The organism is Enterobacter sp. MGH 16 (assembly GCF_000493175.1).
In the GTDB taxonomy this organism is placed as follows: Bacteria; Pseudomonadota; Gammaproteobacteria; order Enterobacterales; family Enterobacteriaceae; genus Enterobacter; species Enterobacter roggenkampii.
Genome location: NZ_KI535695.1, coordinates 2,609,258 through 2,627,710, shown reverse-complemented (window position 1 = coordinate 2,627,710; position 18,453 = coordinate 2,609,258). Strand labels below are relative to the sequence as shown.

Annotated in this window: 15 protein-coding genes; 7 read left to right on the top strand and 8 right to left on the bottom strand. The window is 59.0% G+C overall.

The features are described from left to right. Positions 1-7 precede the first annotated feature (7 nt). The 4 genes from L362_RS10560 to iolB are packed head-to-tail and all read left to right on the top strand — an operon-like array spanning position 8 to position 4,794. The gene (locus L362_RS10560; protein ID WP_023344664.1) at positions 8-1,141 is read left to right on the top strand and encodes a Gfo/Idh/MocA family protein; all 1,134 of its coding nucleotides are present in this window, start codon (positions 8-10) and stop codon (positions 1,139-1,141) included. A 12-nt stretch (positions 1,142-1,153) separates the two neighbouring features. Next, the gene (gene iolC, locus L362_RS10565; RefSeq protein ID WP_023344663.1) at positions 1,154-3,058 is read left to right on the top strand and encodes a bifunctional 5-dehydro-2-deoxygluconokinase/5-dehydro-2-deoxyphosphogluconate aldolase; all 1,905 of its coding nucleotides are present in this window, start codon (positions 1,154-1,156) and stop codon (positions 3,056-3,058) included. Positions 3,059-3,069: 11 nt separating this feature from the next. Then, positions 3,070-3,960, top strand: coding sequence for a myo-inosose-2 dehydratase (gene iolE, locus L362_RS10570; RefSeq protein ID WP_023344662.1), 891 nt, complete (start codon positions 3,070-3,072; stop codon positions 3,958-3,960). Between the two features lie 9 nt (positions 3,961-3,969). Then, the gene (gene iolB / locus L362_RS10575) at positions 3,970-4,794 is read left to right on the top strand and encodes a 5-deoxy-glucuronate isomerase (RefSeq protein WP_023344661.1); all 825 of its coding nucleotides are present in this window, start codon (positions 3,970-3,972) and stop codon (positions 4,792-4,794) included. A gap of 54 nt (positions 4,795-4,848) precedes the next feature. Here iolB and L362_RS10580 read toward each other — a convergent pair whose 3' ends face one another. Genes L362_RS10580 through L362_RS10590 form a run of 3 tightly spaced genes read right to left on the bottom strand, consistent with a single transcriptional unit; the run spans position 4,849 to position 7,350 of the window. Further along, a complete protein-coding gene (locus L362_RS10580; RefSeq protein WP_023344660.1) occupies positions 4,849-5,592 on the bottom strand; it encodes an alpha/beta fold hydrolase in 744 nt (247 codons plus the stop codon). Between the two features lie 11 nt (positions 5,593-5,603). Further along, entirely contained in the window at positions 5,604-6,071 is a 468-nt protein-coding gene (locus L362_RS10585) for a DUF6130 family protein (RefSeq protein WP_023344659.1), read from the bottom strand. 49 nt (positions 6,072-6,120) lie between these two features. Further along, the gene (locus L362_RS10590) at positions 6,121-7,350 is read right to left on the bottom strand and encodes an MFS transporter (RefSeq protein WP_023344658.1); all 1,230 of its coding nucleotides are present in this window, start codon (positions 7,348-7,350) and stop codon (positions 6,121-6,123) included. A 97-nt stretch (positions 7,351-7,447) separates the two neighbouring features. On the opposite strand from L362_RS10590, the gene L362_RS10595 reads away from it, so the two are divergent. Then, positions 7,448-8,338 (top strand): LysR family transcriptional regulator, encoded by an 891-nt coding sequence (locus tag L362_RS10595; protein WP_023344657.1) that lies wholly within the window; start codon positions 7,448-7,450, stop codon positions 8,336-8,338. Here L362_RS10595 and L362_RS10600 read toward each other — a convergent pair. Further along, a complete protein-coding gene (locus L362_RS10600; RefSeq protein WP_021241815.1) occupies positions 8,335-8,523 on the bottom strand; it encodes a YfgG family protein in 189 nt (62 codons plus the stop codon). The two genes, L362_RS10595 and L362_RS10600, sit on opposite strands and share 4 nt — an antisense overlap. A 352-nt stretch (positions 8,524-8,875) precedes the next feature. Between L362_RS10600 and L362_RS10605 the strand changes: the two genes are divergently transcribed. Next, positions 8,876-11,116: an EAL domain-containing protein gene (locus L362_RS10605; RefSeq protein WP_032638026.1), complete on the top strand. Its 2,241-nt coding sequence runs from the start codon at positions 8,876-8,878 to the stop codon at positions 11,114-11,116. Between the two features lie 4 nt (positions 11,117-11,120). Here the strand turns inward: L362_RS10605 and ppx are convergent, their stop codons facing one another. The 4 genes from ppx to purM all read right to left on the bottom strand — a co-directional run bounded on the left by ppx (position 11,121) and on the right by purM (position 16,603). Continuing rightward, complete coding sequence (gene ppx, locus L362_RS10610) at positions 11,121-12,659, bottom strand: exopolyphosphatase (protein ID WP_008501646.1); 1,539 nt, start codon at positions 12,657-12,659, stop codon at positions 11,121-11,123. 3 nt (positions 12,660-12,662) lie between these two features. Then, positions 12,663-14,723, bottom strand: a complete 2,061-nt coding sequence (ppk1, locus tag L362_RS10615; protein ID WP_023344655.1) for a polyphosphate kinase 1 — start codon at positions 14,721-14,723, stop codon at positions 12,663-12,665. A gap of 204 nt (positions 14,724-14,927) precedes the next feature. Beyond that, positions 14,928-15,569: a phosphoribosylglycinamide formyltransferase gene (purN, locus tag L362_RS10620; RefSeq protein ID WP_023344654.1), complete on the bottom strand. Its 642-nt coding sequence runs from the start codon at positions 15,567-15,569 to the stop codon at positions 14,928-14,930. Continuing rightward, the gene (gene purM / locus L362_RS10625; protein ID WP_008501643.1) at positions 15,566-16,603 is read right to left on the bottom strand and encodes a phosphoribosylformylglycinamidine cyclo-ligase; all 1,038 of its coding nucleotides are present in this window, start codon (positions 16,601-16,603) and stop codon (positions 15,566-15,568) included. Before purM ends, purN begins: the two co-directional genes overlap by 4 nt. Positions 16,604-16,869: 266 nt before the next feature. On the opposite strand from purM, the gene L362_RS10630 reads away from it, so the two are divergent. Further along, on the top strand, positions 16,870-18,300 hold the full coding sequence (locus tag L362_RS10630) for a 6-phospho-beta-glucosidase (RefSeq protein ID WP_008501642.1): 1,431 nt from the start codon (positions 16,870-16,872) through the stop codon (positions 18,298-18,300). Positions 18,301-18,453 lie beyond the last annotated feature (153 nt).

The window sequence follows — 18,453 nt, the reverse complement described above, 5'->3', positions numbered from 1 at the left end:
GATAGTGATGAAAGAGGTTCGTATTGGATTGATTGGCACCGGGTATATCGGCAAGGCGCACGCTATCGCCTATGCCCAAGCCCCGACGGTGTTCAACCTGCGGGGCAGGCTGGTGCGCGAGATGGTAGCGGAAGTCACGCCGGAGCTGGCGGCAGCACGCGCGCAGGCGTTTGGCTTCAACCGCTCCACCGGCGACTGGCGGGCGCTGGTGGCCGACCCGGCGATTGACGTGGTGGATATTTGCTCACCCAACCACCTGCACAAAGAGATGGCGCTGGAGGCGATCCGCCACGGTAAGCACGTCTACTCGGAGAAGCCGCTGGCGCTGAACGCCCATGACGCGCGCGAGATGGTCGACGCCGCGAAGCGGGCCGGGGTGAAAACGCTGGTGGGGTTCAACTACATGAAGAACCCGACGGCGCAGCTGGCGAAGGAGATTATTGCCCGCGGCGAGATTGGCGAAGTGATCCACTTCTACGGCACCCACAACGAAGACTATATGGCCGACCCGCTCTCGCCCATTCACTGGCACTGCTTCAAAGAGACCGCCGGGCTGGGGGCGCTGGGTGACCTCGCGGCGCATATCGTCAACATGGCCCAGTACCTGGTCGGGGAGATTGAGCAGGTCTGCGGCGACCTGAAGATTGTGGTCCCGGCACGTCCGGCAAAGGCCGGATCGTCAGAGATGATTGCCGTCGAAAATGAGGACCAGGCCCACGCGATGGTGCGCTTCGCGGGCGGGGCGCAGGGCGTGATTGAAACCTCCCGCGTCGCCTGCGGCCGCAAGATGGGGCTGTCGTACGTCATCACCGGGACCAAAGGCGCCATCAGCTTCACCCAGGAGCGCATGGCGGAGCTGAAGCTCTATCTGCATGACGATCCGGTAAACCGTCAGGGGTTTCGCACCCTGCTCGTCGGCCCGTCACACCCGGATTACGCCGCGTTCTGCATGGGCGCAGGCCATGGGATTGGCTTTAACGATCAAAAAACGGTGGAGGTGCGCGACCTGGTGGACGGGATTGCCGCCGACGCGCCGATGTGGCCGGACTTCGAAGAGGGCTGGAAGGTGTCGCGCGTGCTGGACGCGATCGCGCTCTCGCACCGGGAAGGCCGCTGGCTGAACGTGAATGACATTGTCTGATGAGGTATCAACGTGGAAAAGCAGTTTGATGTGATATGCATGGGCCGCGTGGCGGTAGACCTCTACAGTCAGCAGATTGGTGCCCGTCTGGAGGATGTGTCGAGCTTTGCCAAATACCTCGGCGGCTCGTCCGGCAACGTGGCGTACGGCACCGCGCGCCAGGGGCTGCGCTCGTCGATGCTGGCGCGCGTCGGCGATGAACATATGGGCCGCTTCCTGCGCGAAGAGCTCAGCCAGGTGGGCTGCGATACCAGCCATCTGATTACCGATAAAGACCGCCTCACGGCGCTGGTGCTACTCGGCATTAAAGACCGGGACACCTTTCCTCTGATTTTTTATCGAGATAACTGCGCGGATATGGCCATTACGGCCAGCGATGTGGACGAAAGCTACATTGCCTCCGCACGGTGTCTTGCCATCACCGGGACTCACCTTTCTCATCCTCAGACCCGCGAGGCGGTGCTGACGGCGCTGGGCTATGCCCGCCGTCACGGCGTGCGCACGGTGCTGGACATCGACTACCGTCCGGTGCTGTGGGGGCTGACCTCCTTAGGCGACGGCGAAACGCGCTTTATCGCCGCGGATAAGGTCACCCGCGAGCTGCAGGAGGTGCTGCACCTCTTCGACGTTATTGTCGGCACCGAGGAGGAGTTTCACATTGCGGGCGGCAGCACGGAGACCCTGCAGGCGCTGGGGCAGGTGCGTGCCGTGAGTGACGCAACGCTGGTCTGCAAGCGCGGCGCCCTCGGCTGCTCGGTCTATACCGACGCCATTCCACCCCGGCTTGACGACGGCCTGACGGTGACCGGCGTGCGCGTGGAGGTGCTGAACGTTCTCGGCGCGGGGGACGCGTTTATGTCCGGCCTGCTGCGCGGCTACCTGAACGACGAGGGCTGGGAGCAGGCGTGCCGCTATGCCAACGCCTGCGGCGCGCTGGTGGTCTCGCGCCACGGCTGCGCCCCGGCGATGCCGAGCAAAATCGAGCTGGATGACTATCTCTCCCGCGCTGCGGATGTGCCGCGCCCGGATCTCGACCCGCGTCTGAACCACCTCCACCGGGTGACCACCCGCCGCCGCGAGTGGCCGGAGCTGTGCGTGATGGCCTTCGATCACCGCAGCCAGCTTGAGGATATGGCGCTGCAGTGCGGCGCGTCGATCGGGCGCATTCCGGCGCTGAAGCAGCTGATCCTGCAGGCCAGCCGTGAGGCGGCGAGCCGTGCCGGGCTGGAGGGCAAAGCCGGCCTGCTGTGCGACGGCACCTTTGGTCAGGACGCGCTGAACGCCATCACCGGCGAGGGGTGGTGGATTGGTCGCCCCATTGAGCTGCCTGGCTCGCGTCCGCTGGAGATGGAGCACGGCAACATCGGCACCCAGCTCATCAGCTGGCCGCAGGAGCACGTGGTGAAGTGCCTGGTCTTTTTCCATCCGGAAGATGCCCACGGCCTGCGCCTGGAGCAGGAGCAGAAAATCGCCGAGGTGTACCACGCCTGCTGCCGGTCCGGGCACGAGCTGCTGCTGGAGGTGATCCTGCCTGCGACCATGCCGCGCAGCGACGAGCTCTACCTGCGCGCCATCTCCCGCTTCTACAACCTCGGCATTTACCCGGACTGGTGGAAGCTGCCGCCGCTTTCCGCCGAGGGCTGGACGGCACTGAGCGAGATTATCGAACGCCGGGACCCGCACTGCCGCGGGGTGGTGATCCTCGGCCTGGATGCCCCTGCAGAACAGCTGCGCGCCGACTTCAGGGCCGCAGCGGGGCAGACGGTAGTAAAAGGCTTCGCCGTAGGGCGCACGCTGTTCGGCGATGCCTCCCGCGCGTGGCTGAAGCACGATATTGACGATGCGCAGCTGGTGGCGCGCATCCGGGACAACTACCTGCAGCTTATCGCCTGGTGGCGCGAGCGCGGACACGCATAATGGAGACGACAATGAGTGTACAACTGGGCATTAACCCGCTGACGTGGACGAACGACGATCTGCCTTCTCTGGGCGCAGAGACGTCGCTGGAGACCTGCCTGAGCGAAGGGAAAGAGGCCGGTTTTGCAGGGTTTGAACTGGGCAATAAATTCCCGCGCGAAGCGCGGCTGCTTGGCCCCATCCTGCAGCGCCATGACCTGCAGCTGGTCTCCGGCTGGTACTCCGGCCGACTGCTGGAGCGCAGCGTGGAGGAGGAGATCGCCGCCGTGCAGTCCCACCTGACGCTGCTGCGCGAGCTGGGGGCGAAGGTGCTGGTGTTTGCGGAAGTGAGCGGCTGCATTCACGGCGAGCAGCAGACGCCGGTGCATCTGCGTCCGCGTTTCCCACAGGCACGCTGGAAGGAGTATGGCGAGAAGCTCACGGAATTTGCCCGCTACACCCAGCAGCAGGGGGTGCAGATTGCCTATCACCACCATATGGGGACGGTGATTGAGTCCGCTGACGACGTGGACAACCTGATGACCCATACCGGCGAAGAGGTTGGACTGCTGCTGGACACCGGTCACCTGACCTTTGCCGGGGCCGATCCGCTGGCGGTGGCGCAGCGCTGGGCGTCGCGTATCAACCACGTTCACTGCAAAGACGTGCGTGCCGACGTGCTGGCGGACGTGAAAAACCGTAAAACCAGCTTCCTTGATGCGGTACTGAGCGGCGTGTTTACGGTGCCGGGCGACGGCAGCGTGGATTACCCGCCGATTATGCGGCTGCTGAAGGCGCAGGACTATCACGGCTGGCTGGTGGTGGAGGCGGAGCAGGACCCGGTGGTTGCCCATCCGCTGACCTATGCCCGTCTGGGGTATAACAACCTGAGCCGCCTGGCGCGCGACGCCGGGCTTATTTGAGGAGGTGACATGTCACGTCTGTTATCACGCTGGCAACAGCCAAACGCGGAGGGGCGGACCCAGTCCGTCACGCCGGAACGCGCAGGGTGGGGATACGTCGGCTTTGAGGCGTATGAGCTGCAGGAGGGGCAGACGCTGACGCTGCCCGCCGTTCGCGAAGAGCGCTGTCTGGTGCTGGTCGCCGGGCGCGCCTCCATCAGCACGCCTTCCGCGCAGTTTAACGACATCGGCGAGCGGATGAGCCCGTTCGAGCGCATCAAGCCGTGGGCGGTGTACGTTACCCCGCAGGAGACGGTGCAGGTGAAGGCGCTGACGAGGCTCGAGCTGGCGGTCTGCGCCGCCCCCGGCAAGGGCACGTATCCGACGCGGCTGATTGCGCCGCAGGATATCGACGCTGAAGCGCGCGGCAAGGGCCATAACCAGCGCTACGTGCACAACATTCTGCCGGAAGATAAGCCCGCCGACAGCCTGCTGGTGGTGGAAGTCTGGACTAACGAGGGCTGCACCAGCTCGTACCCGAGCCACAAGCACGACGCGGATAACCCGCCCCGGGAGACTTACCTGGAGGAGACCTACTACCATCGCCTCAACCCGGAGCAGGGGTTCTGCATGCAGCGGGTTTACACCGACGACAGAGCGCTGGATGAGTGCATGGCGGTCTACAACCGTGACGTGGTCATGGTGCCGAAGGGATACCACCCGGTGGCGACGATGGCCGGGTATGACAGCTACTACCTCAACGTGATGGCCGGGCCGGTGCGCAAGTGGATGTTCACCTGGGAAGAGGACCACGCGTGGATTAATCGGGATTATCCCGCGGATGGCGGGCGCTGAGGCTGTTTTTTGCCGGGTGGCGCTGCGCTTACCCGGCCTACAATTCGCAAAAAATTACTTTGCTTCAATCGCCTGCTCAATCGTCCGGGCGATAGCCTCCGGCTGGCTCACCATCGACACGTGGCTCGCGGAGACCTCGGTGGTTTTCGCATGGATCGTCTTCGCCATCGCACGTTCAAGATCGGGGTTGATCATTCGGTCATTTTTGCTGACCACAAACCAGCTCGGCTTATCATGCCACGCCGCGTGGGTCACCTTTTCACCAAACGCATCGGCCTTAATTGGCCCCTGCGTGGCCGCGATTGCAGTTTGTTCCTCGGGCTTCACGTCCGGCGCGAAATCCTTCCTGACGGCGTCCGTCGGCAGGTATAAATAGCCGTCCGCCGTTTTGGCAATGCCCCCGCTGCCCGGCGGTGCAGGGTAGCTTCCTGCCAGGTCCGCCGTCGACTGGCCGGCATCCGGCGCGAACGCCGCCACATACACCAGCGATTTCACCCGCGCATCGTTGCCCGCTTCGCTAATCACGGTGCCGCCCCAGGAGTGACCCACCAGCACGACATCCCCCTGCGCGCGGGCGATGGCCCGCTTTGTGGCCGCAACGTCATCGTTAAGCGACGTGAGCGGCAGCTGGACGGCAATGACCTCTGCGTGCTGTTTATGCAACAGGGTAATCACCTTATTCCAGCTGCTGCCGTCGGCAAACGCGCCGTGCACCAGCACGACGCTGGTTTTGCTCTGTGCAAAGGCACTGGCGGAAAGCGCCAGCAGGCCTGCCGTGACTACAGACAGTGCTTTCATCTTCAGACTCCTTAAAAATGGTGGACCGCCGCATGAGGCGGTACGGTGAATTCGATGGTTTTGTGGTCGAGCGGCTTGTGCGTCGGGTCGGCCAGAATAATCGTCAACTTGTGTTTACCGGCGGGGAGTCCCACCAGAATTACCGGCTCTCCGCTGGCGTCAGCCCAGTGCCACGGCGCGTCATCCACCACCACGTGAATGTGCCCGATGCGCGGGGTGACCTTGAGCGCTTCAGGTCCGAATACCGGCTCGATGCGCAGGTTTTCGGCACGGTACTGGATAAACACCGCGCCTTTACTCAGCGGCCCGGAAAGCGGCGGATCGACGATCAGTTTTGCCGGCGGTTGCGGCTGCGCCAGCGGGGCAACGGCGGCGGGGCCGTTAACGTCCGCGGCGCTCAGGTTGTCCAGCGGCGTGGCCTGGGCATGTGTTACAGAGGCCAGGACGAGCAGGGGTAAAATTGCGTAACGACGAATCATGGTTCTCTCCTCATCGGTTCTGAATGACAACAGGGAAAGAAAACCATTTTTATGTATCGGAGATATTTGCCGGAGGGGGCGTTTTGTACCCGTTTGTCAGCGCGTCGCGCGGGATACAGTGCGATACAGTTTGCCTCCCGGGACGGCGCACGATCGCTATCGCCAGCCCGGCAATCACCAGCGTTAACCCCGTCGACACTCCCATTGCACCCGCGATCCCCAGCATTTTGTTCAGCCACGCATAGGCAAACGGTGCGGCTGCGGCCATCAGCTGGCCCGGGATAAGCAGCATGCCCGTGCGGCGGGCATAGCTTTCCGCGCTAAACAGCTCCAGTGGCAGCGTGGCTTTTACTATGGTGACCAGCCCGTTGATGGCGCCGTAGCCCAGCACAAACCCGGCCGCGCACCAGACAAACAGGGCGCTGCTTATTCCCACAAGAAAACACAGCGGCATGGCAAGAGCGGTAAAAAGCGTAAGTTTGAAGGGGGTTAAGCGGCCACCTGCCAGCACCTCCAGCGATCGCGCGCCCGTCTGGCCGATCCCCCACAGCATGCCGATGGCGACCGGCAGGCCAAAGTGGGCAATAAACTCCGGCAGATGGGTGGAGGTGCCGTTAGAGACAAAGGTGATAAGGGCGATGAAGGCCGCATAAAGCCAGGCGTTACGCCGCTCGTTGCGCAGGGGCGGCGCGATGGCCTTCGTGTTTTCCGTCAGCCGCTGCCGGGGAAGCGTGCGGATCAGCACTGCGCTCAGCAGGCCAAGCAGGGCATAAATGCGTAACGCGTCCTGCCAGCTCATGATGTGAAGCAGACCATCGCCCAGCGGCCAGAAGACGGCGGAGGCCAGCCCGCCTGCCAGCGTGACGCGTGAGATCGTTCTTCGCGCCTGCTGCCCGTAGAGGTTGACCAGCGCGGCGAACAGCGCATCGTACAGCGACAGGCGCATCCCAGTGCCGGCGACAATCCAGGCGCTGTACCAGCCATAAAGCGTCCGGGTATACGCCATTTCTGCGCAGCTTGCGGCGATCAGCAGCGTTCCGATCATCACCACTTTTTGACCGCCAAAGCGTGCCAGCAGGCGGGCGACAAAAGGAGATACCGCCGCCATCACCAGCATCGCCAGCGTCAGGCCGAGGTAAATCTGCGGTGACGACCATCCCCGGTCGGCTGAAATGGCCCGCGCAAAGGTGCCGGGCATATAAAACGAAATCCCCCAGTTGATGAGTTGATTACACCCGGCGGTGAGGGCGAGGCGACGAGGAAGGGCAGAGGTTTCCATGAGTTTTCATTCCGTTATGCAGTTGTCCTGAGCATAACGGGCGCGGTATTGTGCTGGCAGGGCTGCAACCTTATGCGCGGTATAAGAGAAACTTTGAATGACGACGCTTAATTTGGGCTATCTCGCCACCTTCCGCCTGGTTCACCAGCGCGGCAGCTTTTCAGCGGCAGCGGACGTTCTGGGCCTCTCCCAGCCCGCCGTCAGCCTGCAAATACGCCAGCTGGAGCAGTTTCTGCAAACGCGGCTGGTGGAGCGTACCGGGCGAGGGATTAAGGCGACGGCTGCCGGAGAAACCTTGCTGGCGCACGGGGAGCGTATTCAGCAGGTGGTGGATGACGCCATCCGGGCCGTGAATGCGTTTAGCCACGACGTGAGCGGCACCATTACCCTTGGCACGGGGGCGACGGCCTGCATTCATCTTCTGCCGCCGCTGCTGGAGCAGCTACGCCGCGACTATCCGCTCCTGAGCGTGGGAGTCACGACGGGCAACACCCTCGACATCGTCAGGGCCATTGAAGAGAACCGTCTCGATATGGGGCTGGTGACCCTGCCGGTCAGCGGCAGAGCGCTGGACGTCATGCCGGTGATGGACGAAGAGTTTGTCTTTATCGCCTCAAGGGAGCAGCAGGACGCTTTCAGGGAGTTAACCCCGGAGGCGCTCCATGCCCAGCCGCTGATCGCCTTTGAGACAGGCAGCGGGACCCGGGCGCTGATCGATGGCTGGTTTGCCGCCCATGGGGTAGCGATGGCGCCGGTGATGCAGCTTGGCAGCATCGAGGCGATCAAACGCATGGTTCGCGCGGGGCTGGGCTACAGCATCGTGCCGAGAATGGCGGTAGAACAGGATGCCGATCGCGAGGGGCTATGCGTGATGTCGCTGACGCCCATGCTGCAGCGGCAGCTGGCGGTGGTGATGCGGCAGGATAAAATCCTCAGCAAAGGGATCGCGGCCCTTATTCGGCTCGTACAACATCCTTTGGGGGGTTAGCGGTCAGCGGTGTCGACGGTCAGGCTGGATTGCTGTGATTGGGTTTTGTCCTGATGGTGGTACCAGGCGCCAATCGAAGAGTAAACGAAGCGGCCAAAGAAAAACAGGAAACTGATAAGCAGTATGATGCGGGTCATTCGGGTGTTAAATCGATGTCGTTTGCGCATACGCGTGACCTGACTCACTCTGTTTTTCCTGGATAAGCCCGCCCGGGCGATAAGGATATTAAGGCACAGCGGGAAGATGGGGTCAATTCTGTGATGTGTAAATAACCGTCAACGTTTGCATTAACTATTGTTATTGAAATTAATAATTGCATTTACCATATTGATAATATGAAGAAAATTATTTCACAAAATTCTTCTGCAAGGCTTATTTGCGTGAAATAGTTTGATTTAAGTCAACGGATTCCCGGCTCTGATATTTAAAATCCCTCCTCCACACTGTTCACTCTGCACGTCGCGGGGTGGCGCCAGGTCAGGTTGGATGCCTGTCTTTATTTTCCCTCTGGAGAAAAAGGGGTTTAACCGGGCATCTATGAAGATTTTCGCTTTTCTGAAAAACAATAAATACCGTTGGTGGGCATTGCCGCTACTATTACCGGTGGTTTTGCTTCCCGTGCTGAGCGTGGCAAATACGTTCACGCAGCTGGGGGACGGTATCGCGGCGCTTTATTATTTACCGCTCTCCTTTTTGCTCTCACTGATGATGTTCTTTGGCCTGGAAGCCCTTCCCGGGATCGTGTTGTCGCTGTTTATCCGCTATTACCCGTCGGTCGGGATGTTCGAAACGGTTGCCGGGGTGCTCCATTTTATTGTCCCTTTAGTCCTCAGCTGGGGCGGCTACCGGGTGTTTGCGCCCAGACGCAATATGACGGCGTACGGCGACATCCGGCTGATGGCGCAGCGCATCTTCTGGCAGGTTATCTGCCCCGCGACGCTGTTTCTGGTGCTGTTTCAGTTTGCGGTGTATCTGGGCGTGTATGAGAGTCGCCAGAGCCTCGCGGGGTTGAACCCTCTTAACATTCGTACGCTCATTAACTACCAGGCGCTGCTGGTCAGCGGGCTGACGGGCGTGCCGTTGAGCTATTTGCTAATCCGCCTGATCCGTCATCCGCGGTATATCAAAAGTCTTCTCTCGCAGATCCGTTTCCAGATAGATAAAAAGGTGACGGCCGCGGAGTTTTTGCTGTGGGCGATTGCGCTTGGCGGGCTGCTGTCGCTGCTGCTGCTCCCGATAAATGAAAACAGCTCCATCTTCACCACTAACTATACCCTGTCGCTGCTGATGCCGGTGATGCTCTGGGGCGCGATGCGTTTTGGCTATAAGCTGATTTCGCTGATCTGGACCCCGATACTGCTGGTGTCCATTCACTATTTTTACCGCTATATCCCAGTGAACGCGGGGTACGATATTCAGCTGGCGATCACCTCTTCCAGTTACCTGGTCTTTTCGTTTGTGGTGATTTATATGTCGATGCTGGCGACCCGCCAGCGCGCGGTGAACAAACATGCCCGCAGGCTGGCACTGCTCGATCCGGTTGTCCATATGCCTAACCTGCGGGCGCTGTCGCGCGATCTGGCGAAGAATCCGTGGTCGGCGCTCTGCCTGCTGCGCATTCCGGAGCTGGAAATTCTGGGCCGAAATTACGGCGTGCAGCTGCGTATTCAGTACAAACAGCAGCTGGCGCAGTGGGTTAACGCTACGCTCCAGCCCAATGAGCAGGTGTATCACCTCACCGGATATGACATGGCGGTGCGGCTCAACGCGGAATCGCACCAGCAGCGGATTGACGCCCTGGACGAGCATATCAAGCAGTTCCGCTTTGTCTGGGACGGCATGCCGCTGCAGCCGCAGGTTGGCGTAAGCTACTGCTATGTCCGGTCCCCGGTTAACCATCTTTATCTGGTGCTGGGGGAACTGGCGGTGGTGGCCGATCTGTCACTCTCCTCTAATCACCCGGAAAATCTTCAGCAGCGCGGTGCCGTCCATTTGCAGCGCAGCCTGAAGGATAAAGTCGCGATGATGAGCCGCCTGCAGAAGGCGCTCGACAACGACGAATTCATCCTGCTAGTTCAACCCGTTCGCGGCCTGCGTGGCGATTGCTATCACGAAGTCCTGCTGCGGATGCCGGATACCAATGGGATACTGATCTCCCCCGATCAGTTCCTGCCCGTCGCGCAGGAGTTTGGTTTGTCCTCCCGGGTGGATCTGTGGGTGCTTGAGCATACGCTGCGCTTCCTGGCCGCGCATCGGGAAAGACTGCCCGGCCAGCGCTTTGCTATTAACCTGGCGCCTTCAACAGTGTGTCGGGTGCAGTTCCCGCTTGAGGTGAGCCGCGTGCTGGCGAAATACGCTATTGAGCCGTGGCAGCTGATCTTTGAAGTGACGGAGTGCAGCAACTTCTGCAACGCGGAGCAGGCGCTGCATATCCTCAGTCAGCTGCAGAAAATGGGGGTACGCATTGCGATTGATGATTTTGGTACCGGCTATGCAAGCTATGCGCGGCTAAAAAGCGTGGACGCAGATATTCTTAAAATCGACGGCGACTTCATCCGCAATATCGTCATCAACAGCCTGGATTATCAGATTGTGGCGTCTATCTGCCATCTGGCGCGCATGAAGAAGATGCTGGTGGTGGCGGAATATGTCGAGACCGAAGAGATACGTAGCGCGGTTCACGCGCTAGGTATTGATTATGTGCAGGGCTATCTGATTGGCAGACCGGCACCGCTTGAGTCACTGCTGGAAACAGAGGCGTCCTGCGCGGACGCCTGAACCGTTACGCGGCGACGTCGGCGCTCTCTTCCTCGATTTTGAGCAGCCAGCCGGTGACCGCTTCCCAGTACTGCTGCTCCTTTTCCAGGTCCAGCAGGACCAGCGCGTTCTGGCTGAACCAGTCGTGCGGGAAGCTCAACGTCCAGTGATGGTCGTCGGTTTTCAGCTTCAGCGTGGGCGGCGTGGTGGTCGCCTGACGCTGGTTATTGAGCAGCACGCCCAGACGCAGCAGCTGAATGAGCGGCAGGAACTGCTTTTTCTTAAACAGCGTGAAGCGCGGCAGGTCGTCGAGCTTGATGGCTTTGCGGTGATAGCGCACCAGGGTCGCCATCATAGTTTGCTGCTCCTGGTTGAAGCCAGGCAGATCGCTGTTTTGCAAAATATAGGCCGAATGGCGGTGCATCCCGCTATGGTTGATATTCAGACCCACCTCGTGCAGCATCGCGGCCCATTTCAGCAGCGCGGCAAGCTGCGGGTGCGCCAGCTTCGGATTCTGCTCTTCCCACTGTTCATACATCTGCACCGTGGTGTCCAGCACGCGCTTCGCCTGCTCGCGGTCGATGTTGTACTGGTTGGCCAGGCTTTGCGCGGTGCGGCTGCGAATATCCTGATGGCGGAAGCGGCCTTCCATTTCGTACAGCACGCCTTCGCGCAGCGCGCCGTCGGACAGGCGCAGCTCTTTAATGGCCAGCGCATCAAACACGCCGCAGAGAATGGCCAGCCCCGGCACGAAGACCGCCTTACGCTCGTCGGAAAGCCCCGGCAGGCTTAAGGCGTCAAAACTTTTATGCTTCAGCACTTCGTCGGTCAGCAGCGTCAGGCGTTCGGGCGTGATGAACCCGTCTTTTTCACCCATTGCCAGCAGCACTTCATGCGCCGCCTTGATGGTGCCCGACGCGCCCAGCGCCACGTTCCAGCCCTGAATACGGTACTGCCAGGCCAGGTTTTCCAGCTTCTGGACAGCCGCCATACGTGCACGCTGGAAGTTCTCGCGGGTGATGGTGCCGCCCGGGAAATACATCTGCGCGAAGCTGACGCAGCCCATACGGCGGCTTTCCACCAGGCGAGGCTCAAAGTCTTCGCCGATCACAAGCTCCGTAGAACCGCCGCCGATGTCGATCACCAGCTTGCGCCCTTTTTCCGGCTGGGTGTGCTCGACGCCCATGAAGATCAGACGCGCTTCCTCGTTACCGGAGATGATCTCAATCGGGTAGGGGATCACCTTTTCGGCCCGCTTGAGAAACTCTGGCGCGTTCAGCGCCTGGCGCAGGGTGTGGGTGCCCACGATGCATACGCTGGAGGGCGAGAAGCCCTGCAGGCGTTCAGCAAACAGCGACAGGCAGTTTAACCCGCGCTCCATCGCCTCTTCGCTGAGCATGCTGCGTTCATCAAGGCCATCCGCCAGGTGTACGCGCTGCTTCAGACGACCGATGATCTGCAGCGCGCCATCCACCTCACGGGCGATGACCATGTGGAAACTGTTAGAGCCAAGATCGACCGCGGCGAATTCCTGCGGGCGTGGGGTCTTATCATTTATCGGCATAGGTTAATCGGGTTGCTCGAGTGATTTGATATAGTCGTAAATCGCCAGTTGCGACCGCACTTTACGGCGGTTGCCGCGCGGTACATAGCGGTTACTGAGTTCTTTGTCGATATAGCGCGCCTTCACCGTATCGCTGAACAGGATCTCGATAATGTCGAGAATACGCTGTTTCAGACGCGGATCCAGCAGCGGGGTTGCGACTTCAATTCGGTAGTCAATATTGCGCGTCATCCAGTCTGCCGAAGAGAGATAGACCTGTTTGTCGCCTGCATTATCGAAAATATAGACCCGATCGTGTTCCAGGTAACGGTCAACAATGCTGATCACCCGAATATTGTCGCTGATGCCTTCCAGTTCCGGGATCAGCGAGCACATGCCGCGGATCAGCAGGTTAACCGGTACGCCGGAGCTGGACGCGGCGTACAGCCTGTCCACCAGTCCTTTGTCGACCAGATTGTTCAGCTTCAGCGTGATGCCGGACGACAGCCCTTTCTGGGCATTGGCAATCTCTTTATCAATCATATCGTACAGCAGACGGCGCGAGTTCTGCGGCGAAACCAGCAGATAGTCGAAGCTGACAGGGCGGTACGGGTTCTCAATGAAGTTAAAGACCCGGCGTACCTCGTTGGTGATGCGCGCATCGGCGGTCAGCAGCGAGTAGTCGGTATAAATCCGCGCCGTTTTCTCGTTAAAGTTCCCGGTACCGATGTGGGCATAGCGCACCACGTCGTCGCCCTCTTTACGGGAGATCAGGAACAGCTTGGCGTGAATTTTCAGACCCGGCGCGGAGAAGATCACGTGCACGCCCGCTTCCGTCAGACGGCGCGCCCAGTGAATGTTCGCCTCTTCGTCGAAGCGCGCCTGCAGCTCAACCACCACGGTCACTTTTTTGCCGTTGTGCGCGGCGTGGATCATCGCATCGATGATGCGGGAATCTTTAGCCACGCGGTAGATGTTGATTTTGATCGCCAGCACGCTCGGGTCGAACGAGGCCTGACGCAGCAGCTCCAGCACGTGTTCAAACGTGTGATACGGATAGTAGAGCAGAACATCGCGCTCGCGAATGGCGTCGAACCCGTTGCGGAATTTATCAAACCACAGATGGCGCAGGCGCGGCAGCGGCTTGTTCACCAGATTGGTCTTGCCGACGTTCGGGAAGCCAATAAAGTCTTTAAAGTTGTGGTAACGGCCGCCCGGCACGATGGAGTCATAGCGCGAAATGGTCAGCTTCTCGCGCAGCATTTCTACCATGGCGTCCGGCATATCGCGCTGATAAACAAAGCGCACCGGCTCGGCCGTCAGGCGTTGTTTCAGGCTGGAGGACATTAGCTCCATCAGGCTGGCCTCCATCTCGTGCACCAGGTCATATTCGGCGTCACGGGTCATCTTCATCGAGTAGGCGTTTAACGCATCGTAATCGAAGAAGCCTTTGAAAATGTCGTCGAGACAGTAGCGCAGGATGTTATCCAGCAGGATCATCGGCTTGCGTCTGCGCGGGGTTTCCGGCGGCAGGTTCACGAAGCGCGGGACCTTGTCGGACGGGATCTCCAGCAGCGCGTAGCGAATGGATTCACCGCGAATAATTTCTACGGCCAGATAGGTGTAGTCATCTTTCAGGAACTGCACCAGATCGGTTTCGCGGTTGATGAGAATCGGGGTAATGTGCTGGCGCAGGTACTGTTTAAAATAGTGGCGCAGCCAGTTTTGTTGGTTAACGGAAAGCTGACGTTCGTTAATCAGGAAGATTTGATTGCGCGCCATCTCCAGCAGCAGTTCGTTATACAGGCCGTCAAATTCCTGATCGGCTTTCAACACGCGGGACTGGATTTTGCCCAGCAGATGCCGCGAGTGAGAGTTTAAGCCCTGTTCTTCACTGATGATGATCCGTCTTTTCAGCTCGGCAAAGCGAACCTTGTAGAACTCATCCAGGTTGTTGGAATAGATGCCCAAAAAACGCATGCGTTCGATCAGCGGGTTACTTTTGTCAGCCGCTTCCTGGAGTACACGTTCGTTAAATGCTAACCAGCTTAGCTCTTTCTCGATATATAACTTTTCCTGACCCATTACAGCTCACACTCCAGTTCAATCACAGGACGTGGTAAATCCGTCTCGTCCTTATTATGGCGAGCATTTCCACGATATGTCCAACAGTGCCAGAAAAGTATGACAGTTATTTTTTTTGTTGGGGAATTTAGAAGGTTGGAGAAGGGAATATCGGGTAATGCAAGGTAGATGTCGGGTAAGCGCGGCGCCACCCGACATAACAAACTACTCTTCCGCCGCATGGCCCTGCGGGGGTAACTTCACGCCATCCAGCCAGGCAGCGCCGTCGCGCATTTCGAGGCGCCCGTCGACAAACCAGCTTACCACCAGCGGGTAAATGGCGTGTTCCTGGGTCTGCACGCGTTCGGTCACATCTTCTTCGCTGTCGCCGGCAAAGACCGGGACTTTGGCCTGCAGGATCACCGGACCGCCGTCCAGCTCGTCGGTCACGAAATGCACGGAGGTGCCGTGCTCCTCATCGCCGTTTTCCAGAACCTGACGATGGGTGTGCAGGCCGGGATATTTCGGCAGAAGAGAAGGGTGAATATTCAGCAGACGTCCGGCGTAGTGCGCAACAAAAGCCGGGCTCAGAATGCGCATATAGCCCGCCAGCACCACGACGTCCGGTGCGTAGGCATCAATCTCCTGAACCAGCTCGCGGTCAAAGGCTTCACGCCCGGCGAACTGGCTGGCTTCCAGCGCGTGCGCGGGAATGTTCGCTTCCCGCGCGCGCTCAAGGCCGAACGCGTCGGCCTTGTTGCTGAATACTGCCCGAATGGTGCCGTTGATTTTCTTCTGTTTGCAGGCGTCTATGATGGCCTGCAAATTGCTTCCGTTGCCGGAAATGAGCACCACGATGTTTTTCATTCAATGACCACACGCTGTTCGGAATCGGAGGCTTTAATCGTACCGATTTTCCACGCGTTTTCACCTTTTTCGGTCAGCAGTTTAACCGCTTTATCCGCTTCGCTTGCCGGCAGGGCGATAACCATGCCCACGCCGCAGTTAAAGGTGCGGTACATTTCGTGAGAGCTCACGTTGCCTGCGGTCTGCAGCCAGTTAAACACGGCTGGCCACTGCCATGAGGATTCGTCGATTACGGCCTGGGTGTTATCCGGCAGCACGCGCGGGATGTTCTCCCAGAAGCCGCCGCCGGTCAGGTGGGCGATAGCGTGCACGTCAACGTTCTCAATCAGTTCCAGCACGTTTTTCACGTAGATGCGGGTCGGTGCCAGCAGATGGTCTGCCAGCGGTTTACCGTCAAGCTCGGTGGTCAGCGGGTCGCAGCCGCTCACTTCGAGGATTTTACGCACCAGGGAGTAGCCGTTGGAGTGTGGGCCGCTGGAGGCCAGCGCGATCAGCACATCGCCATCCGCCACTTTGCTGCCGTCGATAATTTCTGATTTTTCTACTACGCCGACGCAGAAGCCCGCGACGTCATAATCTTCGCCGTGATACATACCCGGCATTTCAGCGGTTTCGCCGCCGACCAGCGCACAGCCGGACTGCAGACAGCCTTCGGCGATACCGTTAATGACGCTGGCCGCGGTATCCACGTCCAGTTTGCCGGTCGCGTAGTAATCGAGGAAGAACAGCGGCTCTGCGCCCTGAACCACCAGGTCATTCACACACATCGCGACCAGATCGATACCGATCGTGTCGTGACGTTTTAAATCCATCGCCAGGCGCAGCTTGGTGCCTACACCGTCAGTACCCGAGACCAGAACAGGTTCACGATATTTTTGCGGCAGCGCGCACAGTGCGCCGAATCCACCCAGACCACCCATCACTTCCGGGCGGCGGGTTTTTTTCACCACACCTTTGATTCGGTCAACCAGCGCATTACCTGCGTCAATATCAACACCGGCATCTTTGTAGCTGAGAGAAGTTTTGTTGGTCACGGCTCAAGTCCCCACGCGATTGCATAGCTAGTAAGAAAAATCGGCGCAATTCTAACAGTCCAGGCAAACGTTTGCGAGCCTATTCTCGGTGCGGGGATCTTTTTTTCTCTCTGGCTTATGCAGGGCGACAAACTTGACTCTGTTCACGAAAATGAAACCGGTTTCGGCGTTCTGCTTGCAACGGCTATCCCCTTTGCTCATCATCGAAATGAAACCGGTTTCTGTAATTGTTTTTGCAGAAAATAACGCAGAATGAGGGAAAGCAAATGTCAGGATTTAAAGCAGATTTTCTGTGGGGGGGGGCCGTTGCGGCGCATCAGCTTGAGGGCGGCTGGAAAGAGGGCGGCAAGGGCGTTAGCGTTGCCGATGTGATGACGGCGGGTGCGCACGGCGTACCGCGCGAAATCACCAACGGCGTGCTTGAGGGGAAAAATTACCCTAACCATGAAGCCATCGATTTCTACCACCGCTATAAAGAAGACATCAAACTCTTTGCCGAGATGGGGTTCAAATGCTTCCGTACCTCCATCGCCTGGACGCGTATCTTCCCGAAAGGTGACGAGCTTGAGCCGAACGAGGCCGGTCTGAAATTCTATGACGATCTGTTCGACGAGTGCCTGAAGTACGGCATCGAACCGGTGATTACGCTTTCCCACTTCGAGATGCCTTTCCACCTGGTCACGGAATACGGCGGCTGGCGCAACCGTAAGCTGATCGACTTCTTCGTTCGTTTTGCGAAAGTGGTTTTCCAGCGCTATCAGCATAAAGTGAAGTACTGGATGACCTTTAACGAGATCAACAACCAGGCCAACTTCCATGAAGATTTTGCGCCGTTTACCAACTCCGGGCTGAAGTACGCGCCGGGTGAAGATCGTGAGCCGGTGATGTTCCAGGCCGCGCACTATGAACTGGTGGCCAGCGCCCTGGCGGTGAAGGCGGGGCGCGAGATTAACCCGTCCCTGCAGATTGGCTGCATGATTGCCATGTGCCCCATCTACCCGCTGACCTGCGCGCCGGACGACATGATGATGGCGATGAACGCCATGCACCGCCGCTACTGGTTCACCGACGTCCATGTGCGCGGTAAGTATCCGCAGCATCTGCTCAACTACTTTGAACGTCGCGGCTTCGCGCTGGATATCACCGAAGAAGATAAAGTCGCGCTGACGCAGGGCTGCGTGGATTACATCGGGTTTAGCTATTATATGTCCTTCGCCACCAAGGCGACGGCGGACAACCCGCAGCTGGACTATGACGAGAGCAAGAGCCTGGTTTCTAACCCGTACGTGCAGAAATCCGACTGGGGCTGGCAGATTGACCCGGTGGGGCTGCGCTACTCCCTCAACTGGTTCTGGGATCACTACCAGCTGCCGCTGTTTATCGTTGAAAACGGCTTTGGCGCAATCGACGTGCAGGAGAGCGACGGCACCGTGAACGACCAGTACCGCATTGACTACCTGGCCGCCCACATCCGCGAGATGAAAAAAGCGGTGGTGGAAGATGGCGTAGACCTGATGGGTTACACCCCGTGGGGCTGCATCGACCTCGTATCTGCCGGTACCGGTGAAATGAAAAAACGCTACGGCTTTATCTTTGTCGATAAAGACAATGAAGGCAACGGCACGCTGAACCGCAGTAAGAAAAAGTCGTTCGACTGGTATAAGCAGGTGATTGCGAGCAACGGCGAGCAGCTATAATTGCCCGGTGGCGCTGCGCTTACCGGGCCTACGGGACGTGTAGGCCGGGTAAGCGTTAGCGCCACCCGGCAGAACCCGCACCCAAGCCGGAGTCTCGCCTCCGGTTTTTTTGTCTCTAAATCACTTTGCTTGATATACGTCAAGCAACATGGG